The organism is Pseudomonas sp. W5-36 (assembly GCF_046540455.1).
GTDB classification, from domain to species: Bacteria; Pseudomonadota; Gammaproteobacteria; order Pseudomonadales; family Pseudomonadaceae; genus Aquipseudomonas; species Aquipseudomonas graminis_B.
This window is the reverse complement of sequence record NZ_JAXCIQ010000005.1, coordinates 263359-286399: the sequence shown is the minus strand read 5'-3', so window position 1 is coordinate 286399 and position 23041 is coordinate 263359. Positions and strand designations below refer to the sequence as shown.

The following is a 23041-nucleotide window of genomic DNA, read 5'->3' as shown; positions in this document are numbered from 1 at the left end:
GCAGCGTTGCGTATCGTGTTCGGGAGTTCCCAGCAGTCCGCCTCGTTGCAGGAAGACAGCGCAGCAAAAGGGCCCCGGGATTATCGAAAGGTATCAGACGCGCACCATCGGCGGATGGGCACTGGCTTCTGCCCTGCAACTGCCTTCCGGTTCCATCCCGCCGGGCTATCGGATGATGTCAACCCACACCGCGCCGTTTCCGTCGCTATAACCGTTCACAAATCAGCGACGCGAGATACTCACCAAACCAAGTCGAGACGAATCGAAAAATCAGTTGTCTCGTGATTTTCTCCAAGAAGCGATCAACGCAAACAATCTGCCCAAATACCAACGACTCCGCGCTTCGCGAATTTGGTCAATTTGCATGAACGTGTAGGGCGTAGGCATTGATTGTTCTTGAAGGCGGAGTGCGCGTAGCCCCCTGATGATGTGCCGAGCGTGAAACAACGCGGCGATGCAAAACGCCTGCAGTCCAACCATAGCGACCATTGCAGCAGTTAAATGGCCGAGTGAATTTATAGTGATACTTGCCGCCAAGGTTGTAGCTCCGGCAACTAACACGGGATTATACGAGGCAGTTGATCGCTGCCTATCCTGATACCTCGGCTGGACTTTTAGCCCGTTATATTCGAACGGATGAAAGGATGACCTGCCTCTGGCCAGTGCATAGTAGGTCAGCAGCGTGATACCAACCGGGGCGCACCCTAGCAATAAGGGCAGAAGACCCTCTTTGCCCCAGATGCTTCCTGCTGCGAGATACGCGACCGAGCAGACTGGTGAACAAAACGCGCCTAAAAACGCCACGACCAGCGAGATCATATAAACGGTAAATCTCTCACAAAAATAAACCAGGTAGAGAGTCCACAGAATCGCCAGCAGCGCCACCACGAGGTACAGATGCCAGAAAAATTCAAGATTTGATGGACCTAGGGCCATCATGGATAAAAGGAATGTTAGCAATGTCCAACTGACCTTCTTGAGATTATGCGCATCAATCATTACCGTTCCCTAGCCCATAAGCACATAAGCACATAAGCACATACGTTCATCGTCGGTCACTAGCGGTTGACCAGACAAAAACTCGACCTCATTCGCACTGCCTTGCTCACCGCCAACCAACCCAGGTAAAGCTTTGCGCAGCGAGCTTTACCTGATATTGCATAATGAGGCAGCGCTAAAGCTGCTTTAGCAAGCAAACTGGAGCCCTACGAACGATGACATTCAGCGACACTTACGTAAACCGCGAAGAGATGTTCTCCCTGGGAGTCGAAGAAACCTCAGGCCAGTTCTACGTATCGTTTCCGGTGAGCAGCGGCTTTGTGGACTACGCAGAATATTACGCAATAGACCAACAGATGTCCGAACGCTTCCACCACGATCTCGCCTCAGCGCTTGAATTCGTCAACCGTTGCCGCCGGAGGGAGATGGACGAATTGCTGATGCAAAAGCCAGGCTGGAACCGAGGCAGCGCGATCTAGCAAACGCCGCCGCAACTCAGGGAAACGAGCCGTTGAAAAAAGCCATCGACTACATCGACGAAGCCATTGCGATCACCCGCCTCAGGGAGGCATCGTGTCCAGCGTTCCCCTTTACGCAAGCTCGCTGATCCAACTCGACTTCATCAGAAAGATTTTGTTGGGCACCGAAAAAGATAAGAGCCGCCTGCACAAATTGACCATTGGCGCGTGGGCCGGGAAGGAGTTCGAGGAGACGGATCCGGAGCTTGCCCATGCACTCGGCATCGCTTACTACATCGGCATCCAGATCGGTCGCGGTTTAAAAATTAAGCTCCCCGACGGCCAGCCCCTGGAAAGTCTTCACCGCCCATCTCCCCCATCTCAGGAGTGAATTGATTGACGTGCACCGACCTGCAGCATCTCTACAACAAAGCCTGGCTGTTCGCTTCTCACGCCCACGTCGGGCAGATGATGAAGGGGTCAGATCTGCCGTACACCACCCATGTCGCGATGGTCGCCAACGAGCTGATTTTCGCGGACCGGGAAAGTGACATCGGTGATCTGGCCATCGCCATGCCTGCCGCGCTGCTGCACGACGTGATCGAGGACACCGCGATCTCGGAGGAGGCATTGGCTGAAGTGTTCGGCGCCGCTGTCGCATCGACCGTCGCCTGCCTGAGCAAGAACCTGATCGTGCCGTTCTCGGACGAGCGCTATTTCCAGGCGATCGCCGCGCATTCCCGGGAAGCGGCGGCCATCAAATTGTGCGACCGGATCACCAATCTCCAATCCGCGCCATCGACGTGGTCGCTGGAAAAGCGCGCGTCCTATCACGAGGAATCTGCGCAGATTCTGGCAGCGCTGGGGCATACCAATGACTACTTAAAGCGCCGACTCACGGATGCCATGGCGCGCTACAAATCCTTGTACGTCGATGAGCAGCGCGAACAAATCTGATGCCCTCTTCCTGAGCAAGGTGGAACGCCTCCCCGCCCACTTTCATCAACATGAAGACACCGCAGATCTACCTTCCGGCACGCGGATGTGTGCCAGACGCAATCACGCTCACATACTCATCAAACAACCGCACCTGACCGCTCACCCTGCGCCATCCCCGATACGATTCCGCATCCCTCCTGTAGCGGGCAAAGGCTTCCGATTCCGGTCCGTCCGCAAAAAGTGAAGCGATGGCTGCGCTCTGGAAGTACCAGTAAATCCCGTCACATTGCTCGGTGGCTTTAGCGCTGGAAAGGTCGATCGCCCTGGACCGCCATTGCGCTGCAAGCTCACGCCCCTCTTCCCGAGGGGCGTCTGGCAGCGCTCGCCAGCCAATCTTCTCGGCGTCGTCCACATAGGCGTGATACCTGGCGAGTAATGCCTTGTCTCTTTCCCAGACCGAAGGACAAACGGGCGGCGGCGTCGCGAACGCACCAGGCGCCTGACAAACCGGCAACCCGCTGAGAAGTTGCTGCACCCGCGACAACGGCTCCTCCTGCCCCCGCTTCTTGCCGTCGGCAGAAGCTGACGCTGACTCCGGACGCGGCACGCCCTTCTCCGCCCGCCCCTCGCGACCCAGAACCGCCCTCAACCAACCTCGTATTTGCATAGCCCCGCTCCTTGATAAATAACGTCCACAAAAACACGTTTGACCCAAGCCAAAGACTCAAGCCGAACCTGCGCAAACTACATCACCCCTCCCCCGAAAAAATCCAATTTCCGCAAAAAAATCCCGAGACTGGCCACCCCCTCCGCCCCACTCGTTTCCCCTCATTTTCCTTAGTTGCCCGCTTAGTTCAGATCAGTAGGTGAACCGGTTCACCTTTCCGCGCTTTTCTTTACACCCGCCAAAGGGATCCAATAAAACCGTGCAGCCCTTGATCCACAAGGGCTAGAGCCATTCCGACCACCCAGTAACGCCCCCTAGTAGCCTTGAGATATCATTGCGAGCTGTATCAAATGTGAGAAAAACTTCGCGTCTGTAGGAACTTTCCCACACAATTAACTGCCTGAGCTGACACTGCTGGCTACTAGCTATCGGTGTGATCGCAGTGCGCGTTCACCTAACCTTCGCAGCGAGTTTTCGGGATGACATTGATCCGATTCAGCTTTTCGAGAAGGTGTGCCAACCGGCCAACGCGTATCTCTCCACGCTGTCACGTCGTATTCGCCGCATTGTTGAGAAGGGTTCAGGGACGATGTACCAATGACTCAAACGTTTGACGTAGAAGCACTCATAAAGCTGCGCAGCCAGACCCGGGCTATCTCCGACGTGCTTAAAGCACAGGCGTCCGATTACCTGGCCACGCTGGCGCTGCTGATTCGTCCGCAGAATCTGTTTGGTGAGTACCTCCAGGGTGCCCAGCGCAGCAGCGGCCGGGAGACCCAGCATCATTTCAAAGCACTCAAAGAGCTGTACGACAGAATTGGTTCGGCGTCTCCGTTCCAGTTGGTCAACGAGATGGAAGTGCCGCTGAACCTGATCAGCACCACGCCCGAGCTGTTCCCGCTGGAATACGACAAGGTCCTGGCCGACAGCGGTCAGACCGTCCGCATCACCAGCCCGACCCGCTGGGTGATCGGCTTCAATTCCTTTGACCTGGCGCGCTTTCGCAGCGTCATCAAAGACCCCAACCGCAGCAGCGCCGAGTTGTACCGCTTTGTTGTGCACTACCTGGTGCTGTTTTACTGCGTGAGCAAATCACCGGGCCTGGGGCGTTTGTTTGACGGCCTGCGGTTTCCGGTGAGTTTTGAGCGACTGAAGGATTTTGGCGACCTGCCGTTCTGCGTGATCAGCTCGCCGGTGCGCTCGACGCTGCCGGACGACTCGGTCATTCGCAGCAGCACGCAGATTGCCGGGAACGCCAGTTTTGAAGAACTGGTGGGCCAGGACAGCATCATGGACATGAAAGATGAGATTCGTCAGCGCCTGCTGATGACGATCGAAGGACTGTAAAGCACTCGGCTCAACGTCGAGCCGACACGCAAAATGACTTGCAGCGAGTTGCTCGCACAGGAGAACACGATGGCGAAGAAGGAAAGTACCCAGCACAAACTCGACCGCGTTCGCGCCCCTCGGGTCCACATCACCTACGACGTCGACATCGGCGATGCTCAGGAAAAGAAAGAGCTGCCCTTTGTCGTCGGCGTGCTGGGCGATTTTTCCGGCAACCCCCTTGAGCCGCTGCCCAAGCTCAAGGATCGCAAATTCATCTTCATCGACCGCGACAACTTCAATGGCGTGCTCAAAGGCATCAAGCCGCGCCTGGCCTATCGCGTCGACAACACGCTGGCCAAGAACGGCACGCAGCTGGGCGTCGAGCTCAACTTCAACGCCCTCGAAGACTTCGAGCCGCAGAACGTGGTCAAGCAAGTTGAGCCGCTGCGCAAGCTGCTGGAAGTGCGCAACAAGCTCGCCGACCTGCGCAACAAGATGGGCGGTAACGACAAGCTCGAAGAGCTGTTGATGGACGTGTTGCAGAACACCGAGAAGCTGAAAACGCTGGGCAAGGAATTCGGTCGTGAAGCCGCCGTTCCCGCCACCGACGCCAAAGAGTAAGCAGGAGCACGACCATGAACGACAAACAAACCGTGGCCCAGCAGGACACTGATCTGGTTGAAGTGGAAAACTTCGCCCCGCAGTCCTCGCTGCTCGACAGCATCATTTCCGAGAGCCGTGTTGCCCGCTCCGAAACCGAACGCACCCGTACCCGTGATCTGATCGGCGAGCTGGTGGGTCAGGTCCTCGAAGGCGAAATGACGCCAAGCAAAGACCTGATCGCCGTGCTTGATGCGCGCATCGCCGAGATCGATTCGATGCTCTCCGAGCAGATGAACGAGATCATGCACGCCCGTGAATTCCAGCAACTGGAAGCATCCTGGCGTGGCCTGAAGTACCAGGTCGATCAGACTGAAACCAGCACCACGCTGAAGATTCACCTGCTCAACGCCTCGAAGAAAGACCTGGTCCGTGACCTGAAGGCCTCGTCCGAATTCGACCAGAGCGCGCTGTTCAAGAAGATCTACGAAGAAGAATACGGCACCTTTGGTGGCGCGCCGTTCGGCATGCTGCTGGGTGACTACGAGTTCAACCGCAACCCGGAAGACATGTACCTGCTCGAAGAGATCTCCCACGTCGCAGCGGCCGCCCACGCGCCGTTCATTTCGGCGGCGTCGCCCGAGCTGTTCGGCTGGGACTCGTTCACCGACATGTCCGGCCCGCGCGACCTGGCAAAGATCTTCGACACCGTCGAATACGCCAAGTGGAAATCCTTCCGTAACTCCGAAGACTCCCGCTACGTCGGCCTGACCCTGCCCCACGTGCTGGGTCGGCTGCCGTATGGCCCGGATACCACGCCGGTCGAAGAATTCAACTTCGTCGAAAGCGTCGATGGCCGTGACCACAACAAATACCTGTGGATGAACGCTGCCTACGCACTCGGCACTCGCGTGACTGACGCATTCTCCCGCTACGGCTGGTGCGTGGCGATTCGTGGTGTTGAAGGCGGCGGTCTGGTGGAAGGTCTGCCGACCCACACGTTCAAGACCGATGACGGCGAAATCGCCCTCAAGTGCCCGACTGAAATCGCGATCACCGACCGCCGCGAGAAAGAACTCTCCGACCTCGGTTTCATCCCGCTGGTGCACTGCAAGGGCACCGACTACGCGGCGTTCTTCGGCACCCAGTCGACCCAGAAACAGAAGCAGTACAACACCGACATTGCCAACGCCAACGCCCGTCTTTCGGCGCAGTTGCAGTACATCTTCGCCACCTCGCGCATCGCTCACTACATGAAAGCGATCATGCGCGACAAGGTCGGCAGCTTTGCTTCACGCAAAGACGTCGAGATGTTCCTCAATAAGTGGCTGTCCAGCTACGTGCTGCTCGACGACACCGCCAGCCAGGAAGCCAAGGCCAAGTTCCCGCTGCGTGAAGCCCGCGCCGAAGTCTTCGAAGTGCCGGGCAAGCCGGGCGTATACAAAGCGGTGACGTACCTGCGTCCGCACTACCAACTGGATGAACTGACGGCGTCGCTGCGACTGGTCGCAGAACTGCCGCAATCCACACGCGGTTAACCGGTCCGGGTCTGCCAGGGAGGCAACATGAGTAGCCAACACAAGTTGTTGCCGTCACTGCTGGACCGGTTGCTGGACGACCGTCCGCACCAGTCCGTTGAAGCCTCGGCGCAACGCTTGTGTTCGCTGGCCGATTACAAGGCCAGCATCGTGCGTGACCTGGAGATCCTGGTGAACACCCGTCAGTCCCTGGTGGCTGGCGAGCTCGCCGGTTTCCGGCAACTGCCCGGCACGATCCTCGATTACGGCATGCCCGATTTCACCAGCAAAAGCGTGCTCGACCCCCAGGACCGTTACCTGATTCAGCAGCAGCTGGAGAAGGCGATTTCCGACGGCGACCGCCGCTTTCGCAGCGTCAAGGTACAACTGCTCGCACAACAAACCGGCCAACGCATGCTGACTTTTCGCGTGGACGCCGTACTGCGCCTGCAAGACATCTCCCGTCAGGTTTCATTTGACGCGGTGTTGCAGGTCAATACCCAGGAATACACAGTACAGAACCTCAACTGATGCTCGACGACCTGCTCCCCTATTACGAAAAGGAACTGTCGCACCTGCGCTTTCTGGGCCAGGAGTTCGCGAGCCAGTACCCGAAAATCGCCTCGCGGTTGCTCATCGAGGGCGATAACTGCGAGGACCCTCACACCGAGCGCTTGATCGAGGCGTTTTCGTTTCTCGCGGCGCGGGTGCACAAGAAGCTCGATGACGAGTTTCCGGAAATCGTCGAGTCGTTCCTTGAGGTGCTGTACCCGCACTACCTGCGCCCTACCCCGTCGATGTCCATCGTCGAGTTCACCCTGGGCAAGAACGAGAAGGTCACGGAGGCCTATCGCGTTGCGCGTCACACCGAGATCCACGCCACGCCCATCGACAGCGTGGTGTGCAAGTTCCGTACGTGCTACCCGGTCGACCTGTGGCCGATCAGCGTGCAGCAGGCTTCGTTTGTCGAAATGGAACGCTCGGTGTTCAACGGCCACAGTGCTGATCTGGTGGCGCGTCTGCGCATCGGCCTGACGGCGACGTCCGACGTGCTGTTCGGGCAGATGGAGCTGGACTCGCTGCGCTTTTTCCTCGACGGCGAAAGCACGCTGATGCTGCAGCTGTACGAATTGCTCTTCAACAACCTGGCCAAGGTCACGCTGACCTTCGAAGACGAAGGCCGCATGCGCGAAGTGGCCCTGCCGGCCAATGCGCTGAAGGCGGTCGGCTATGGTCTGGATGAGGGGCTGGTGGATTACTCGGAGCGTTCGTTCCTTGGCTACCGGCTGCTGCACGAATATTTCACCTTCCCGGACAAGTTCATGTTCTTCGACCTGTCCGGTTTCGGTCGCATTCTGGCGGGCAAGGCGCTGGGCAAAGTCGAGATCAATTTCTACTTCTCCGACTACGACCTGCACGACCGCCTAGCGCGCCTGACGCAGAACATCGGCCGCGCCAACTTCAAGCTCAACTGCACGCCGATCATCAACCTGTTCCGCCAGCAGGCCGAGCCAATCACCCTGACCCATGCTCAGCATGAATACGCCATCATTCCGGACGTGCGCATGCAAAACACGGCCGAGGTGGTGTCCATCGACAAGGTGCGCCGGGTCAAGAAAGTCGGCGGGCTGGAGCAGGTCACCAGCTGCCATCCGTTCTTCGAGCCGCGCGCCGATCAGGGGCCGGGCAACAGCTTCTGGATCGCCCGCCGACGCCCCTCCCAGAGCCGGCAACGGGACGGCACCGACATGTTCATTCGGGTGGTTGACCGGGACCTGGAGCTGATCAACTCGGCCAGCGATACCTTGAGTATCCGCCTGACCTGCAGCAACCGCGACCTGCCTTCACTGCTGCCCTTCGGCGGCGCGCGCGGGGACTTCAGTGTCCCGGCAGGCTCGGTCATTGACGACATCCGCTGCCTGCGCAAACCGACCGCATCGGTGCGCGTGCCACTGGGCAACGGGGTCATCTGGCGCCTGGTCTCGCACCTGTCGCTGAACCACATGTCGCTGGTGAGCAAAGGCCGCGACGTGCTGCTGGAATTGCTGTCGCTCTACAACTACCGCAACACCTCGGCGATCCGTAAGCAGATCAACGGCATTGTCTCGGTGAGCAGCGAGCCGGTGGTCGCGCGGATCGGCCACCCGCGTCCGAACTTCGTGCGCGGCGTGGGCATCACCCTCAAATTCGATGAAAGCCAATACACCGGCAGCGGCGTGTTTCTGTTCGGCATGGTGCTCGACCATTTCTTCGGCCAGTACTGCTCGATCAACAGCTTTACCCAATTAACCCTGCGCACCTTGCAGCGCGAAAAGAGAGTGGTCCAATGGCCCCCGCGAACCGGCGATCAACCCCTGGTCTGATCGACCAGGCACGGGCTGAGCCGCACCGATTCGAATTCTTTCAGTTGGTGCGTTTGCTCCGCCTGCACTACAGCAGGAACGGGCGAATGGACCTGCAGACGCGGCCCCATGAAGACCCGTTGCGCTTTCGCTCGCAGCTGTCGCTGAATTTTCCGGCGAGCGAAGTCAGCGACCTGAAGTTTGAGCGCGAGGGCAAGGTGTCTGCGGCCGGGCTGCCGCTGACCGAAGTGCAGGTGACGTTCATGGGTCTGGTCGGGCCGTCCGGCGTATTGCCGCGCCCGTACACCGAGCTGTTGCTGGAACGCCATATTCAGTACCGGGACGACGCCGCCCACGCGTTTCTCGACGTGTTCTCGCACCGCATGACCACGCTGTTCTACGAGGCCTGGCAGAAGTACAAGTTTTACATCGAGTACGAGCGCAACGGCGAGTCGGACTTCGATCGCTACCTGCTTCATCTGGTGGGCCTTGGGCCGCAGGCGCAGAAGCAAAAATTCGGCCCTGAAGGCTCACCGCTGCGTCGGGAGCTGTTCAGCTATTTCTCGGGGATGTTCGCGCAGAAGCCGCGCAACGCCCTGAACCTGCAGGTGATGCTGAGCTTTTATTTCTCGCTGCCGTTCAAGGTCCGGCAATTCGCCGGGCGCTGGCTGAAGCTCGACGTCAGCCAATGCACGCAGCTGGGTCGCAAGAACGCCGCCCTCGGGCAGAGCGCCGTGGTCGGCAACCGGGTCTGGGATTACCAGTCCACCGTACGCCTCGACATCGGCCCGTTGGCGCTGGCCGATTACCAGCGTTTTCAGCCCGGCACCGAGGACTACCAGAAGCTGGTGGAGTTGGTGCGTTTTTACATCGGCGCGCACCTGGATTTCCAGATCGCGCCGACGCTCAAGCGCGAGGCGGTGCCACTGGCGAAGATCGGCCGTCAGGGCAACGTCGCGCTGGGGTGGCTGGGCTGGTTGAAACGTCCGGGCGCCGATGTCGAGCCGGCCCGTTGTGCTCTTTTCCATATTCCTTTTGATGGGGTCTCACTGTGAACCTGAAGTCGCTGTTCGCCAAACTGAACGAAACCAGTCGCACAGCCACAGAAGGCGCTGCCGCCCTGTGCTTGTCAGAAAACCATTACGACGTTGAAGTCGAGCACTTGCTGCTGCAGTTGCTGGAAAACAACGACAACGACTTGCCAGCGATCCTCCGTCACTACGACGTGGTCCCCGAGCGCTTGCAGGCGCAGTTGGTCACCGCCCTCGGCACCTTCAAGAAAGGCAACACGCGCACGCCGGCTTTGTCGCCGCACATCACCCGGATGATCGAGCAGGCCTGGGTCCTGGCGTCCATCGAGTTTGGCCAGAGCCAGATCCGCACCGGTTACCTGATTCAGGCGTTGCTGGACGATGACGAGCTGCACCGTGTGGTCGTGGCCTCCGCGCCTGAGCTGGAGAAAATCAACGCCGACGACCTGCGGGTCAACCTCGCCGCGCTGGTCGAAGGCAGCCCGGAGTCGGGCCTGGCCAGCCCGCTGGAGAGCCCGAAAGCCGCGAGCGGCCGCGCCGTTCAAGGCAATGGCAAAACGCCGGGGCTGGATCAATACACCATCAACCTGACCCAGAGCGCCCGCGAGGGTCGCATCGATCCGGTGCTGGGCCGCGAGTTCGAAGTGCGGCAGATGGTCGATATTCTGACCCGTCGCCGGCAGAACAACCCGATCCTCACCGGTGAAGCGGGAGTGGGCAAAACCGCGGTCGTCGAAGGCCTGGCGTTGCGTATCGTCCAGGGCGACGTGCCGTCGGTGCTCAAGGACGTGGCGATTCACACCCTCGATCTGGGCCTGCTGCAAGCCGGCGCCGGGGTCAAGGGCGAGTTTGAGAACCGCCTGAAGTCAGTGATCGAAGAAACCAAACGCAGCCTGCACCCGATCATTCTGTTCATCGACGAAGCCCACACCCTGATCGGCTCCGGTGGCCAGGCCGGGCAGAACGATGCCGCGAACCTGCTGAAGCCGGCGCTGGCCCGGGGCGAGCTGCGCACCATCGCGGCGACCACTTGGGCTGAATACAAAAAGTACTTCGAGAAAGACGCCGCCCTCGCCCGCCGCTTCCAGGTGGTCAAGGTCGAGGAGCCGGACGAAGACAAAGCCATCTACATGCTCCGTGGCCTGCTCGGCAAGATGCAGGAGCACCACAAGGTCACGGTGATGGACGAAGCATTGGTGCAGGCCGTGCGCCTGTCCAACCGCTACATCACCGGGCGTCAGTTGCCGGACAAAGCCGTCAGCGTGCTCGACACCGCCTGTGCTCGCGTTGCCCTCGCGCAGTCGGCACAGCCCGGCCCGCTGGAAGACTGCAAGCGCCAGATCGACAACGTTCAGGCCGAGATCGCCGTGCTGGAGCAGGAAGCCGCCAAAGGCAGCGACCACTCACGCCGCCTGGCTGCGCTGAACGAGGAATTGCAGAGCGTTCAGAACACTCGGGAAACCCTGGAGCAGCAGTGGCAGCGTGAGCTGGATCTGGTGAAAAAACTCGCGGACCTGGGCAGCGTCGAGGCCCCCGATGTGAGCGAGATTTCCGCCGTCCGTGCCGAGCTGTCAGACGTTCAGGGCGAGCAGCCATTGGTCCACGCACTGGTCGACGGCGGCACCATCGGCGAGGTGATTTCCGGCTGGACCGGCATCCCGCTGGGCAAGATGCTGCGCAACGAAATCGACACCGTTCAGCGCCTGCCGGCACTGCTGGGGGAGCGCGTATTGGGTCAGGATCACGCCCTGGCGGAGATCGGCAAACGCATCAAGATCTCCCGCGCGCGCATGGAAGACCCGAACAAGCCCATCGGCGTGTTCCTGCTGTTGGGCCCGAGCGGCGTCGGCAAGACCGAAACCGCTCTGGCGCTGGCCGACACACTGTACGGCGGTGAGCGTAACGTCATCACTATCAATATGTCCGAGTACCAGGAAGCCCACACCGTTTCCAGCCTCAAGGGTTCCCCTCCCGGTTATGTCGGTTACGGCGAAGGCGGCGTGCTGACCGAAGCGGTGCGTCGCAAACCCTACAGCGTGGTGTTGCTGGACGAAGTGGAAAAAGCCCACCCGGACGTGCTTGAGCTGTTCTTCCAGGTCTTCGACAAGGGCGTGCTGGATGACGGCGAAGGTCGCGAGATCAACTTCCGTAACACGGTGATCATCCTCACCTCCAACACCGGTACCGATCGCATCATGCAGCGCTGCCTGAACACCACCGAGCAGCCGACCCCGGACGAGATCGTCGAGGACCTGCGCGACGAGCTGAACCAGGTGTTCAAGCCCGCCTTCCTCGGGCGGCTGACCATCGTGCCGTACTACCCGGTCCAGGACGAGATTCTGGAGCGCATCGTTGCCCTGAAGCTGGAGCGTATTCGCAAGCGTTTCGAGCGCAATCATCAAGCCGTGCTCGGTTACGACGAGGCGCTGGTCAAGGCCATCGCGGCGCGCTGCACCGAGGTCGACAGCGGCGCACGCAACATCGACAACATTCTGTCCAAGACCCTCATGCCGGAACTGTCCCAGCACGTGCTGGAACGCATGGCCCAGGACAAACCGATTCAGAGCCTGCACATCGAACTGGGCAGCGACGGCGGTTTCGCCTACCGCTTGCTTTGATTGGGTTGGAAGGGAGTTGGCTGGATTGATCGAGCATTCATAGGTATGCAGTCATGAATATGCAAAACAGGGAACGTCTTTACGCCGGGGCCAGCTGGGCCACCCGCGTGACCCTTTTGACCGTCCTGATGGCGCTCACCGCCTGCGGCATCACCGACCGCGCCAGCAAGCGCGTCGATGACACCTGGGCCGGTGACATGCTGTTCGGCGACAAGGAAAAAGTCATTCTGACGGCCGACGGCGGCAACCACCTCAACCCCGATGAAAGCGGCCGGCCGCTGTCGGTCGTGCTGCGGGTCTATCAGCTCACGGCGCTGGAGCGTTTTGCGTCCATCGACGCCGATTCGCTGTGGGACAACCCGCAGCAGGCCCTTGGCAACACGCTCATCGACAGCCAGGAAATCACCCTGCTGCCGGGCATGGGCCAGATCGACCAGTGGCCGCTGAACACGGCCACCGGCTATGTCGGCATCGCTGCGTTCTTCCGCTCCGACGAGAAGAGCCACTGGAAAGTCGCCTTCGATGCCAACTCCCTGCGCAAGGACGGCATCTGGTTTTCCTCGGACGGCCTGCGCGTGCTGGTCGACAACAACCACGTGCTGGCGGTGCGCGGCAATGACGTGCTGAACAAGCCGCAGACCGAAGCGCAGTTCGCCAAAAGCAATGTCATGCCCACGGCCGCGCCCGCCGCCAATGCAGGCAATCCGTCCCTGACTCAACAGGTGCAGGACGCGGCGGTGCAAAAGGCCCAGGACACGGCGGTCGACTCCGCTCAGAAAGGCGCGCAATCAAAATTTGATTCATTAGTGGAAGGCGTTCATGAGTAAGCAGAGCCGCGTGATGTGGTCCGAAGGCATGTTTCTTCTGCCACAGCACTTCCAGTACCAGGATGAATTCCACCAGCACCAGCTGAGCGAATCGACGCTGCGCGCCACGCCCTTTCATTGGGGCGTGCAGGCCATGCAGATCGACGAAGAAGCGCTGGCCAGCGGTTCGCTGCAATTCAAGCGGCTGAAGCTGGTGTTTCCGGACGGCAGCCTGTTCGATGCGCCGGGCCACGATCCGCTGCCGGCGGCGCGGGATTTGCGCGAGTTGCTCAAAGGCAATGACTTCAAGGTCTACGCCGCCCTGAAACTGCCTGAGCCGTTCGGCCTCAATTACGTTGAAGACGGCCAGGAGCAGAAAAGCGCGCGCCGATATCGCAAGCAGTTCGACACCCTGCCCGACCTCAACGAAGGCGATCTGGAAAACGAGATCACCAGCCTGCGCCTGAACGTGGTCATGCTGATCGACGGCGACACGCTGGACGGCTACAGCTATTGCCCGATCGCGCGGCTGTCGCGCAACAACATCGGCGGTTTCAGTCTCGACACCCACTTCGTGCATCCGACCTTGCACCTGGGCACCCACGAAACCCTGATCGGCCTGGGCAAGCGTCTGCTCGGCGCCCTGCACTCGAAGAGCAAGGCGCTCTCCGGCCGCCGCCGGGAACGTGCTGATCAGATCGCCGAGTTCGGTTCCAGCGACGTCACGCTGTTCTGGTTGCTCAACACGGTCAACCGCGCGTACCCGAATCTGGCGCACTTGCTGGCCCACCCGCGCCTGCACCCGGAGCGTCTGTACCTGTTCCTGGCAGAACTGGCCGGTGGTTTGCTGACCTTCTCGCTGGACGTCGAGCTCAACGACATCCCCGAGTACAACCATCACGACCCGGCGGCGTCGCTGGTCACGCTGGACCAGATGATCCGCACGCTGCTGGACAACGTGATCCCGAACCAGTGCATCGTCATCAACCTGACCCAGACCAAGCCCTCGTACTGGCAGGGTCAGCTGCACGACCCACGACTGGTCGATGCCGATTTCTATATTTCCGTGCACGCCGACATGCCCGGCTCCAGCCTGCTGGAACTGGTGCCACGGGCGGTCAAGGTCGGCTCCCCGGAAGACATCGAAGTGGTGGTCAACAGCGCCATGCCCGGCGCCACGCTCAACCATTCGACACGGCTGCCCAACGCCATTCCAGTGCGTCTGGACAACCACTACTTCTCGATCGAACCCCATGGCCGGGTCTACGAACGCATGATGAGCGCCCAGGCGATCTCGTTCTACGCACCCAGCGCTTTCACCAACCTCAAGCTTGAACTGATGGCAGTACTCAAATGAGCGAAGCCGTAATGCAAGGCGCCATGGCCGCCGACCAGCCAAAACCGACCCTCAAAGACCTGGTGCAGGACTTCATCAGCATGGCGCTGATCCTGCGTCGTGGCCGTCAAGTGACCTCGGTCCGCGCGTTCGAGGAGAGCGTCGATAGTTTCTTCGCCACCCTGGAGCGAGAAGCCCGCGCCTCCAATTACAGCGTCGAGCAGGTCAAGGACACGCAATACGCGTTGTGCGCGTTTCTCGACGAAAGCGTGCTGCGGGCCAAAATGCCCGAGGCGCCGGTCGTGGCAAACGCCGAGGCTTCGCCCACTTCAGCCCATGCTGCACTGGCGGCGCCGGCCGAGAAAGTCAACGAACTGCGCCGGCACATCGAAGTGTCGCCGCTGCAGTTCCGCCACTTCGGCGTGCACCTGGCCGGCGAAGGTTTCTTCGACAAGATCGAAACCCTGCGCGCCGACGTCAAGCGCAACCTCGACGTGCTAGAGGTGTATCACCTGTGCCTGGCCCTGGGGTTCGAAGGCAAATTCAGCGTCGGTGAAGGCAAGGATCAGTTGCGCTATCTGGCCAACACCCTCGGCCAGGACATCGCCCGTTATCGCAAGACGCCCAAAGCGCTGTCGCCGGACTGGGCACTGCCGGATCAGGTCTCGCAGATGCTGCGCCACGAGGTGCCGGTGTGGGTCTACCTGGCGCTCATCGCGCTGGTCTGTCTGGCGGTTTACCTGACGCTGGACTGGATGCTGGGCAAGGACGTCGCCTTATTGTCCGAACACATCAGCCAATTGTTCAGTGCCTGAGCACTGCTCGGGTAAGCGAGTCAGGAAGACATGAAAACACTACTTCGCGCTCTAAAAAGTTTCTGGTTCATCCTCATCGCGCTGTGGCTGGCGAGTCTCGTTGCGTGCGTGGTCGTTGCGGCGCGCAGCCAATGGTCGCGGGAATACCTGCTTCAAGTCATGCTGGTGGTCAGCGCGTTCTACGTCTTCGTGGGCGTATTGCGCCAGCTGCGGCGCATGTCCGCGGAGCGCAATCTCGAGCGTCTGGTGCACCATGAAGTCGACCGCTCATTGCCGGCCGACGGCGATTTCCGCGACCAGCAGGTACTGCGCGACCGCCTCAAGCACGCGATCACCATGCTCCGCGCTGATCGCTCGGCAGGCGGCGGCGGTTCGTCGGCACTGTATGAGCTGCCGTGGTACCTGGTGATCGGTCAGTCAGCGGCCGGCAAGACGTCGCTGCTGACCCGCTCGGGGCTGTCGGCCACCACCGCCGGAGGCCAGAGCAGTGGCGAAAGCGGCACCCGCCACTGCGACTGGTACTTCAGCCCTGAAGCGGTGCTGATCGACACGGCCGGCCGTTACCTGAACGACGACCAGTCGGCGAGCGAATTCACCGCATTCCTGCAACTGCTGAAAAAGCAGCGCAAGAAAACCGCCATCAATGGTCTGGTGCTGGTGGTCAGCCTGCCTGAACTGCTGGCGGCAACGGCCCATGAACGTGCGGAAATGGCGATCCAGCTGGTCGCGCGGATCGAGGAATACAGCCGCAGCCTTGACGCCCACCCGCCGATCTACCTGATGCTGAGCAAGACCGACCAGTTGCCGGGCTTTAATCAGGCTTTCGACGGCCTGGACCTGAACGAGCGTCAGCAACCGCTGGGCATGACGTTTGCGCTGTCGGAAATCCGCACCCAGGGCTTGAAGACGGTCCTCGACGGCAAGCTGAAGAATCTGCACAACGGCGTGCAGCGTCACGTCGATGCGCAGATGATCAGGCTCGGTTCCGACGCCAACAGCGCGTTGCTCAACTTCCCCAATTACTTCGCCGATCTGTCGGGTGTGCTGGTGCCGTTCCTCGAACACTTCACCCAGCCGGCCAGCCACGGCAGCCCGTTGCTGCTGCGCGGCCTGTATTTCACCAGCGCGTTGCAGACCGCTCAGCAGCTGAGCCAGGTGTTCGACGACGATCTGGCCGAGGCCTTTGCCCTGCAGCCGGCACACGAAAGCGCCCATCTGGCGCAAGCGGGCGGCAGGAAGACCGGCGACCGCAGCTACTTCATCACCGACACCTTCCGCCGGGTGATCTTCCCCGATCACGCGCTGACCTCGTACCAGTCCCGCGATGGCCGCGACACGTCAATGACCCCGGTGATCCTCGCCGCTGCGGTCCTCGCCGGCCTGGGTTTCATCGGCTGGCAAGCGCTGTCGTTTCAGCACAACCGCGAATGGATCGCTGCCCTGCAAGACAAGCTGACAGAGCTGAGCGATGCCCCCGATCGTGCCCAGCGCATGGCGGCAGGCGAAGGCCTGGAGCTGCTGCGCAATGAGCTGGCGCTGATCGGAAAACACCGCGCCAAAGGCGTGCCGCTGCAACTGAGTGCCGGCCTGTACCGCGGTGACGAGATCTTTGCCGCCGCGCAAACGGCCTATCTCCAGCAACTGCGCAGCCAGGCCCTTGAGCCGGTGGCGCTGAAGCTGCAAATGCAGCTGCGCGCGTTCAACGAGTTCACTAAATCCGTGGACCCGCAGAACGAACTCGGTGCCACTGCTGGTAAGTCAAGTGACAAGCCCGGCAGCAAACCCGGCAAGGGTCAGAAACTGGCCGATCGCGGCGTGCGCAGTTTTGCCGCCAACACCGGCAAACCCAGTTTGAGCAGCATTCCGCGCAGCGTCGGTGATGTCGGCAGTCGTCTGAAAGGCGCCGTGCGCAGCAACGTGACCAAGACCCGCGAGGCGGCGCTTGCCGATCTGCGCAACCCGGCCACGGCCAGTGATGCGGCAGAACTGTCGGCCACCACCGGCGGGCTGTCGTTGTCCGAAGAAATGCTTGGCCGCCTGGATGAGCAGCAAGTCGCCTCGATCATCGAGTCCTACAACTCGCTCAAGCTGTACCTGATGCTGACCCAACCGAGTGTCCACTCGGACCCGGAATTCGTCAGCGCCGCCTTGCCCGTCGCCTGGAGCAACACCGCTTCGGCAGACAGCCCGGTCAGCGATGAGGTCATCGCCGACAACGTGCCGATGTACGTGCAGTTACTCAAGACCGGACAGGCCCCTGCCCTGCCCCGCAACGATCAACTGGTCGAAGAAACCCGCAAGAGTCTCAAGTCATTCATGATTTCCAGCTCGCTGGTGGACCGTGAATACCTGCGCCTGCAATTGGAAGCCAGTCGCCAGTTCCCGGCCGTGGGCCTCAACGAGCTGGTGCCGCTGCCCGGCCGTCAGTTGCTTTACGGCAGCGAAGCGGTGCCGGCGATCTTCACCCGCCAGGGTTGGGACGGCTTCGTCAAACCCGAGCTGATCAAACTGATGTCGAGCAACCTGCGCAACGAGTCCGACTGGGTTCTGGACGGCGACGGCGGCGACAGCATCATTCAGAAAGCCAACTTCATGCGCGAGTTCATGGCCCGCTACAAGCGTGACTACGCGCAGTCCTGGTACACCTTGCTGAGCAGCGTTGGCGTGCGCCACTTCACCGACATGGCCAACGCCACGCAACAGCTGTCGTTGTTGAGCGACGTGCAGAACTCGCCGGTGAAAATCCTGCTGTCCGGGGTCAACGACAACACCCAGTGGGACGTACCCGCGCCCCAGGCCAATCAGCAGGCCGGCACGCCGAAGCCCGATGATTTCTGGAGCAAGGTCACCGGACTGGTCAGCGGCCCGCAAGTGCCGACCGCTGCCATGCTCTCGCCGCTGCCGGCGGTGGACGACGGCAGCCTGGCCCAGCGCTTCGAGCCGGTGTCGCGGGTCTTCGCGACGCAGAACGCCGAGGGCGCCGACAGCACCATCATGGATCGTTACCTGGCGGCGCTGCGCAAACTGAAAGTTCGGATGAACAACATCCAGCGCTCCCAGGACGTCGGCAAGAGCAGCAAGCAGCTGATCAGCGAGACCCTCGAAGGTCAGCCGAGCGAAGTCACCAACGTGCGCAACTATGTCGAGACCACGGTGGACACCAGCCGGGGCAGCCTGTCGGAATCGCTGCAGGGCCTGTTCAGCCTGCCGATCCAGTTCGCCTGGGAAACCCTGCGCGACCCGGCCGGCCAGCAGATCGCCAAGGCCTGGGCACAGCAGATCGCCAAGCCGTGGGAGCAAGTCATGGCGCACCGTTATCCGATCGCTGCCGGCAGCCGCAACGAAGCGTCGGTGAAAGACCTGCAGCGTTTCGTCGACCCCGAATCCGGCCTACTGCCGAACTTCAAGCGCAACGAAATCGGTAATCTGTCCGGCGGTGAAGGCCTGGGCATGAGCAGCGGCGCCAAGGCCGCACCGTTGGTGAACCCGAACATGGTCGCCAGCATCGACAAGGCCAGCTCCCTGGGCCAAGTCATCGCCAGCCTGTCGGACAAGGAAAACGGCTTCGAAATCATGCTGGAGCCGTCGGCGTTCTTCACCGACATCATCTTCACCCTCGACGGTCAGGTGCAGCATTACCGCAACGGCAAAACCAGCTGGAGCCGTTTCTCCTGGCCGGGCACCACCACCGCACCGGGCGCACGTCTGGACGTGGTGACGCTGACTGGCGAACGCATCACCGTGTTCGACTACCCCGGTCGCTGGGGCCTGTTGCGCATGAACGACAGCGCGCGGGTTGATGACCTCGACGGCATCCAGCAACGCTTCAGCTGGAACACCGCCAATGGTCAGGTCAGCCTCGCGGTGCGCAACTACGGCGGCGTCAAGCTGACAGACCTGGCGAACGTCAAATCCCTGAGCGCGCTGAACTCGCCGTCCAAGTTCGTGGCGGAAGGGTCGGCCAAGTGATGAGGGTTGCGCGGGTGGTTGAACGCGGCCCTGAAGGCGGGGTTGAGGGCGGGCTGGTGAACGGTCGGGAGCGCCGTCGATGATCGGCTGCTTCGGCAAGCTGCCGTCGAGCGCGGACTTCATCAGCCTGCACGGCGCCGCGGATGACGTGTGTGAATTCGACGGCTGGCTGCAGGCGTCGCTCGCGGCGATTCATGCGGAGGACGACTGGCAGGCGCGATTCGATCGCCTGCCGGTGTGCTTCTTCTCGTACCGCGCGCGCTCGGGCAACTGGCTGCTGGGCGGTCTGGTCAGTTCGATGGACTCCAGCCAGCGGCGCTACCCGCTGTTCATCTTCCAGACCGTGAAGGCAGGCGATGGCGAGCCGCTGGTCAACCCGTTCACCTTGAGCGAGTTGTTCTGCGCGCAGATCAAACCGTTGCTGCACCTCGGTGCCCAGGGCGAGCAGGCGGCGGTGCTGTTCGAACGGATCAAGGCCCTGCGCCCGTTGCAGGGTCAGGACTTCGCGTTGTTCCGCCAAGTGCACGAGAAGTTCCTGCGCAACTTCAACCTGCGGGACATCGCCACGGCGCTGGAACAGGCCTACCCGGAGTTCGTCACCAACGCCGTACTGACCCGATTGAATGCATTGCGCCGCCCGCTGAACCGGGCTCAAGCGCTGGGCATCAGCCTGCCGCTGCCCGCTGAACGTGGCTTGAAAAACCCGACAGCGGACCTCTGGATCGACTGGCTGACGCGGATGAAAACCGGCCGTGTGTCGCCCCAGGTCAGCGTGCTGGCCGACGACTTTATGCGGCCCAAACTGTTGTGCTTCCCGTCCCGCAGCATCACCGGCCTGTACACGGCGCTGACCGACCCGGCCGAGCGGCCTGAGCATTACGACGTACTGGCGGACTTCGCGGCATTCGACGAACACCACCGGCCGCCTGAGTTTCCTGACACCGATCGCCCCCTTTTTGACGTCATCGACCGTTGTGTCGACGCGCTGGATGTGAAGTCCGTATGAACAAGCTCAAGTATTACCTGCTGCGCTACCAACCCTACATTCTGGGGATCTGTTTCTTCCTGACGATCTTCATCGTCTGGGGGCTGGGCCGCGCGCTGGACTTCAGTTCCCTTGGCAGCCTGCTGACCGGTATCGCCGTCTTTCTGCTGCTCTCGATCGGCTACGTGCTGTTTCTCTACAGGAGCAACTCGCGGCAGCACAACCTCGAAGGCGTGCTGCGCGACGACGCCGATCAAGCGGTGTTGAACGCAAGCCCGGCGGACCGTGAAGAGGTCAGTCTGCTACGCGAACGCCTGCTGCAAAGCATCGATCGCCTGCGCAGCAACACCCCCAACGGCACCCGTGCCAAGGACGCGCTGTACGCCCTGCCGTGGTATCTGGTGGTCGGTCAGCCCGCCGCCGGCAAGAGCACCATGCTTTATCAATCCGGCCTGAACTTCCCGTACGCCGAGCGAGAAGGCGTTCGGGTCGCCGGGCTGGGCGGCACGCGCAATTGCGACTGGTTCTTCAGTTCCGAAGCGGTGCTGCTGGACACCGCCGGGCGCTACATGACCGATCAGGAAGAAGCCGGCAAATGGCGCGGTTTCCTCCAGCTGCTGCGCCAGCACCGCCAGCGTCGTCCGCTCAACGGGCTGATTGTGACGGTGAGCATCCACGACATCCTCCAGGCCTCGCTGGAAGATCAGGAACGTCTGGCCAAGCGCCTGCGTGAACGCCTTCAGGAAACCTATTCGCTGCTGGAAGTGCGCCTGCCGATTTACCTGGTCTTTACCAAATGCGACCTGGTGCCGGGCTTCGCGCCGTTTTATCGCCAGCTCGACGAGGTGGCCCGTGGCGAAGTGATGGGCAAGACCTTCACCCACAAAGACTACGAGAAAGCCGACTGGGCCCAGCGTTTCGGCGTGGCCATGGACGAACTGGTCAACTACTGGAAAGAAGTTGCCAGCCAGCAACTGGTGTTGCAGGACATTCAGATCACCCGCCGGGATTCAGCGGTGTATCGGTTCCCGCTGGAACTCGCCGCGCTCAAGCCTCGGCTGCAACTGTTCGTCGATGCCCTGCTGCGCGCTAATCCGTACCAGCATGCCGAGCTGCTGCGCGGCTTCTACTTCACAAGTGCGCTGGATGCCGATGCGCCCGAGTTGGGCGGCCACACCCGTCAGGTCAGCGAGCGCTTCTCCCTGGAGGCCGAGCAGTCCGCTGCCAGCGGCCACGCCCAGCCGCAGCCGCTGTTCATCAACAGCCTGTTCCGCAAGGTGATCATTCCCGACCAGCATCTGGTCGCGCTGTACACCAGCAACGTCCGTGAACGCCGTCGCAAGGCCGCGTGGGTCGGCGGCGCCAGCCTGATTGCGCTGCTGCTGTGCGGCGCGTGGGGCTGGTCGTACTGGAACAACAAAAGCGAGATACAGACGCTGTCGTCTGAACTGACCGCCGCTGCGGCCCAGGACGATCGGACGCCGGCGCAGTACACCGACTGGCAAACCCTGGACCGTCTGCGCCTCCAGACCGCCGATTACTACGCCAGGCACCACGATCAGGGCGTGCCGCTGCGCCTGCGTCTGGGCCTTTATCAGGGCTATAACGTCGAGCCGCTGGTGCGCGCGCGTTACTTCAACCGGCTGGAAACGGTCATGCTCAAGCCGACCGCCGACAACCTCACCCGCTCGCTGTACCTGCTGACCACGATCAAGGTCTATCAGCGCAACGCCAAGGACCTGATGCCGGTGACCGGCGTCGACAGCGTCGAGCCGCGCGCCCTGCCCAACGACAACCGCGCGCAGTCGATCGCCGACTTCGGCAAGGCCACCCTGGAGACCTACGTTCAGCTCTCGCGCTCCCAGCGAGAGAAAGCCGACCCGGCCTTCCTCAAGGCGAAGATCCCGGACTACTGGTACCCGGCCATCGCCAAACAGACCGGCAAAACCATCGGCGCGACGGGCGCTGCGACGAACTCGGGCACGGACTACGAGCTCGCCAGCCGCCAGGTCAACTTCTACAGCGACCAGATCCACGAACCCGACGTGCCGAGAATTCTCGACAACGCGTTCCTGACCTCCAGCTCGCGCAATTACATCAACAGCCTGCTCTCGCAATCGCTGCGCTCCATCGAGACCATCACCCTGGAATCGGACACCCTGTTTGCCTTCGGCCGTGCCGATTTCCAGAGCCTGAAAACCGAGGGCCAGAGTCAGCTGAGCGCCATTGCCGGCAAGCTGCTGAGCACGCCGAACATCGGCAAGATCGTCATCGCCGGTCACGCCGACCAGCTCGGCGACCGACAGGGCAATCTGCAGGTGTCCAGGCAGCGGGCGCAAACCATCAAGACCTACCTGGTCGGCAAGGGCGTGCCCGCCGAGCTGGTGGAAGCCGTCGGCGAAGGCAGCGAGAAGCCGCTGGTCAAGTGCGACATGCAGCAGCCGCGTGCGCAGTTGATCCAGTGCCTGGAGCCGAACCGACGCGTAGAAATCGAGGTGCGTGCGCTCAACTGATTGCGCGCAGGCACCTGAAGAACCCGGCGCCCGGGCCTGTTGTATGAAGGCCCGGGCAGCGGCAACCGATCCTTTTGAATCTTCAAAGGGGTCAAATCAAGGGGCGTGATCCGGCCG

General features: G+C 61.2%; 17 protein-coding genes and 1 pseudogene. 16 read left to right on the top strand and 2 right to left on the bottom strand.

The genetic code is table 11. The features are described 5' to 3' along the window. Nucleotides 1-270 precede the first annotated feature (270 nt). Entirely contained in the window at nt 271-999 is a 729-nt protein-coding gene (locus SLW74_RS11780) for a hypothetical protein (RefSeq protein WP_410928965.1), read from the bottom strand. A gap of 215 nt (nt 1000-1214) precedes the next feature. On the opposite strand from SLW74_RS11780, the gene SLW74_RS11775 reads away from it, so the two are divergent. The 3 genes and pseudogenes from SLW74_RS11775 to SLW74_RS11765 all read left to right on the top strand — a co-directional run bounded on the left by SLW74_RS11775 (nt 1215) and on the right by SLW74_RS11765 (nt 2414). After that, nucleotides 1215-1478 carry a hypothetical protein gene (locus SLW74_RS11775; protein WP_410928964.1) on the top strand — a complete coding sequence of 88 codons (264 nt, stop codon included), beginning with the start codon at nt 1215-1217 and terminating at the stop codon, nt 1476-1478. Between the two features lie 32 nt (nt 1479-1510). Beyond that, a pseudogene (locus SLW74_RS11770) lies at nt 1511-1848 on the top strand (immunity protein Tsi6 family protein). A 5-nt stretch (nt 1849-1853) separates the two neighbouring features. Beyond that, on the top strand, nt 1854-2414 hold the full coding sequence (locus tag SLW74_RS11765) for an HD domain-containing protein (RefSeq protein WP_410928963.1): 561 nt from the start codon (nt 1854-1856) through the stop codon (nt 2412-2414). A gap of 67 nt (nt 2415-2481) precedes the next feature. On the opposite strand, the gene SLW74_RS11760 is transcribed toward SLW74_RS11765, so the two are convergent. Then, nucleotides 2482-3063, bottom strand: a complete 582-nt coding sequence (locus SLW74_RS11760) for a hypothetical protein (RefSeq protein WP_410928962.1) — start codon at nt 3061-3063, stop codon at nt 2482-2484. A gap of 597 nt (nt 3064-3660) precedes the next feature. Between SLW74_RS11760 and SLW74_RS11755 the strand changes: the two genes are divergently transcribed. The 13 genes from SLW74_RS11755 (at nt 3661) to tssM (ending at nt 22924) form a co-directional block, all read left to right on the top strand. After that, nucleotides 3661-4410 (top strand): hypothetical protein, encoded by a 750-nt coding sequence (locus SLW74_RS11755; protein ID WP_346625832.1) that lies wholly within the window; start codon nt 3661-3663, stop codon nt 4408-4410. Between the two features lie 69 nt (nt 4411-4479). After that, nucleotides 4480-5013 (top strand): type VI secretion system contractile sheath small subunit, encoded by a 534-nt coding sequence (tssB, locus tag SLW74_RS11750; protein WP_062387737.1) that lies wholly within the window; start codon nt 4480-4482, stop codon nt 5011-5013. A gap of 14 nt (nt 5014-5027) precedes the next feature. Then, nucleotides 5028-6530, top strand: a complete 1503-nt coding sequence (gene tssC, locus SLW74_RS11745; RefSeq protein WP_065988946.1) for a type VI secretion system contractile sheath large subunit — start codon at nt 5028-5030, stop codon at nt 6528-6530. 27 nt (nt 6531-6557) lie between these two features. Next, nucleotides 6558-7040: a type VI secretion system baseplate subunit TssE gene (gene tssE, locus SLW74_RS11740; RefSeq protein WP_410928961.1), complete on the top strand. Its 483-nt coding sequence runs from the start codon at nt 6558-6560 to the stop codon at nt 7038-7040. Next, nucleotides 7040-8872 (top strand): type VI secretion system baseplate subunit TssF, encoded by a 1833-nt coding sequence (gene tssF / locus SLW74_RS11735; RefSeq protein WP_410928960.1) that lies wholly within the window; start codon nt 7040-7042, stop codon nt 8870-8872. The genes tssE and tssF overlap by 1 nt, the downstream gene beginning before the upstream one ends. Beyond that, on the top strand, nt 8836-9906 hold the full coding sequence (gene tssG / locus SLW74_RS11730; RefSeq protein ID WP_410928959.1) for a type VI secretion system baseplate subunit TssG: 1071 nt from the start codon (nt 8836-8838) through the stop codon (nt 9904-9906). Before tssF ends, tssG begins: the two co-directional genes overlap by 37 nt. Next, a complete protein-coding gene (gene tssH, locus SLW74_RS11725) occupies nt 9903-12500 on the top strand; it encodes a type VI secretion system ATPase TssH (protein WP_296306473.1) in 2598 nt (865 codons plus the stop codon). Before tssG ends, tssH begins: the two co-directional genes overlap by 4 nt. A gap of 128 nt (nt 12501-12628) precedes the next feature. Further along, the gene (gene tssJ, locus SLW74_RS11720) at nt 12629-13327 is read left to right on the top strand and encodes a type VI secretion system lipoprotein TssJ (RefSeq protein WP_410929052.1); all 699 of its coding nucleotides are present in this window, start codon (nt 12629-12631) and stop codon (nt 13325-13327) included. Continuing rightward, complete coding sequence (gene tssK, locus SLW74_RS11715; protein WP_065988940.1) at nt 13320-14663, top strand: type VI secretion system baseplate subunit TssK; 1344 nt, start codon at nt 13320-13322, stop codon at nt 14661-14663. Before tssJ ends, tssK begins: the two co-directional genes overlap by 8 nt. After that, entirely contained in the window at nt 14660-15457 is a 798-nt protein-coding gene (icmH, locus tag SLW74_RS11710) for a type IVB secretion system protein IcmH/DotU (RefSeq protein ID WP_410928958.1), read from the top strand. The genes tssK and icmH overlap by 4 nt, the downstream gene beginning before the upstream one ends. A 30-nt stretch (nt 15458-15487) precedes the next feature. Continuing rightward, a complete protein-coding gene (locus SLW74_RS11705) occupies nt 15488-19426 on the top strand; it encodes a type VI secretion protein IcmF/TssM N-terminal domain-containing protein (protein WP_410928957.1) in 3939 nt (1312 codons plus the stop codon). Nucleotides 19427-19505: 79 nt separating this feature from the next. After that, nucleotides 19506-20432, top strand: a complete 927-nt coding sequence (tagF, locus tag SLW74_RS11700; RefSeq protein WP_410928956.1) for a type VI secretion system-associated protein TagF — start codon at nt 19506-19508, stop codon at nt 20430-20432. Beyond that, nucleotides 20429-22924 (top strand): type VI secretion system membrane subunit TssM, encoded by a 2496-nt coding sequence (tssM, locus tag SLW74_RS11695; RefSeq protein WP_410928955.1) that lies wholly within the window; start codon nt 20429-20431, stop codon nt 22922-22924. The genes tagF and tssM overlap by 4 nt, the downstream gene beginning before the upstream one ends. Nucleotides 22925-23041: the final 117 nt, after the last annotated feature.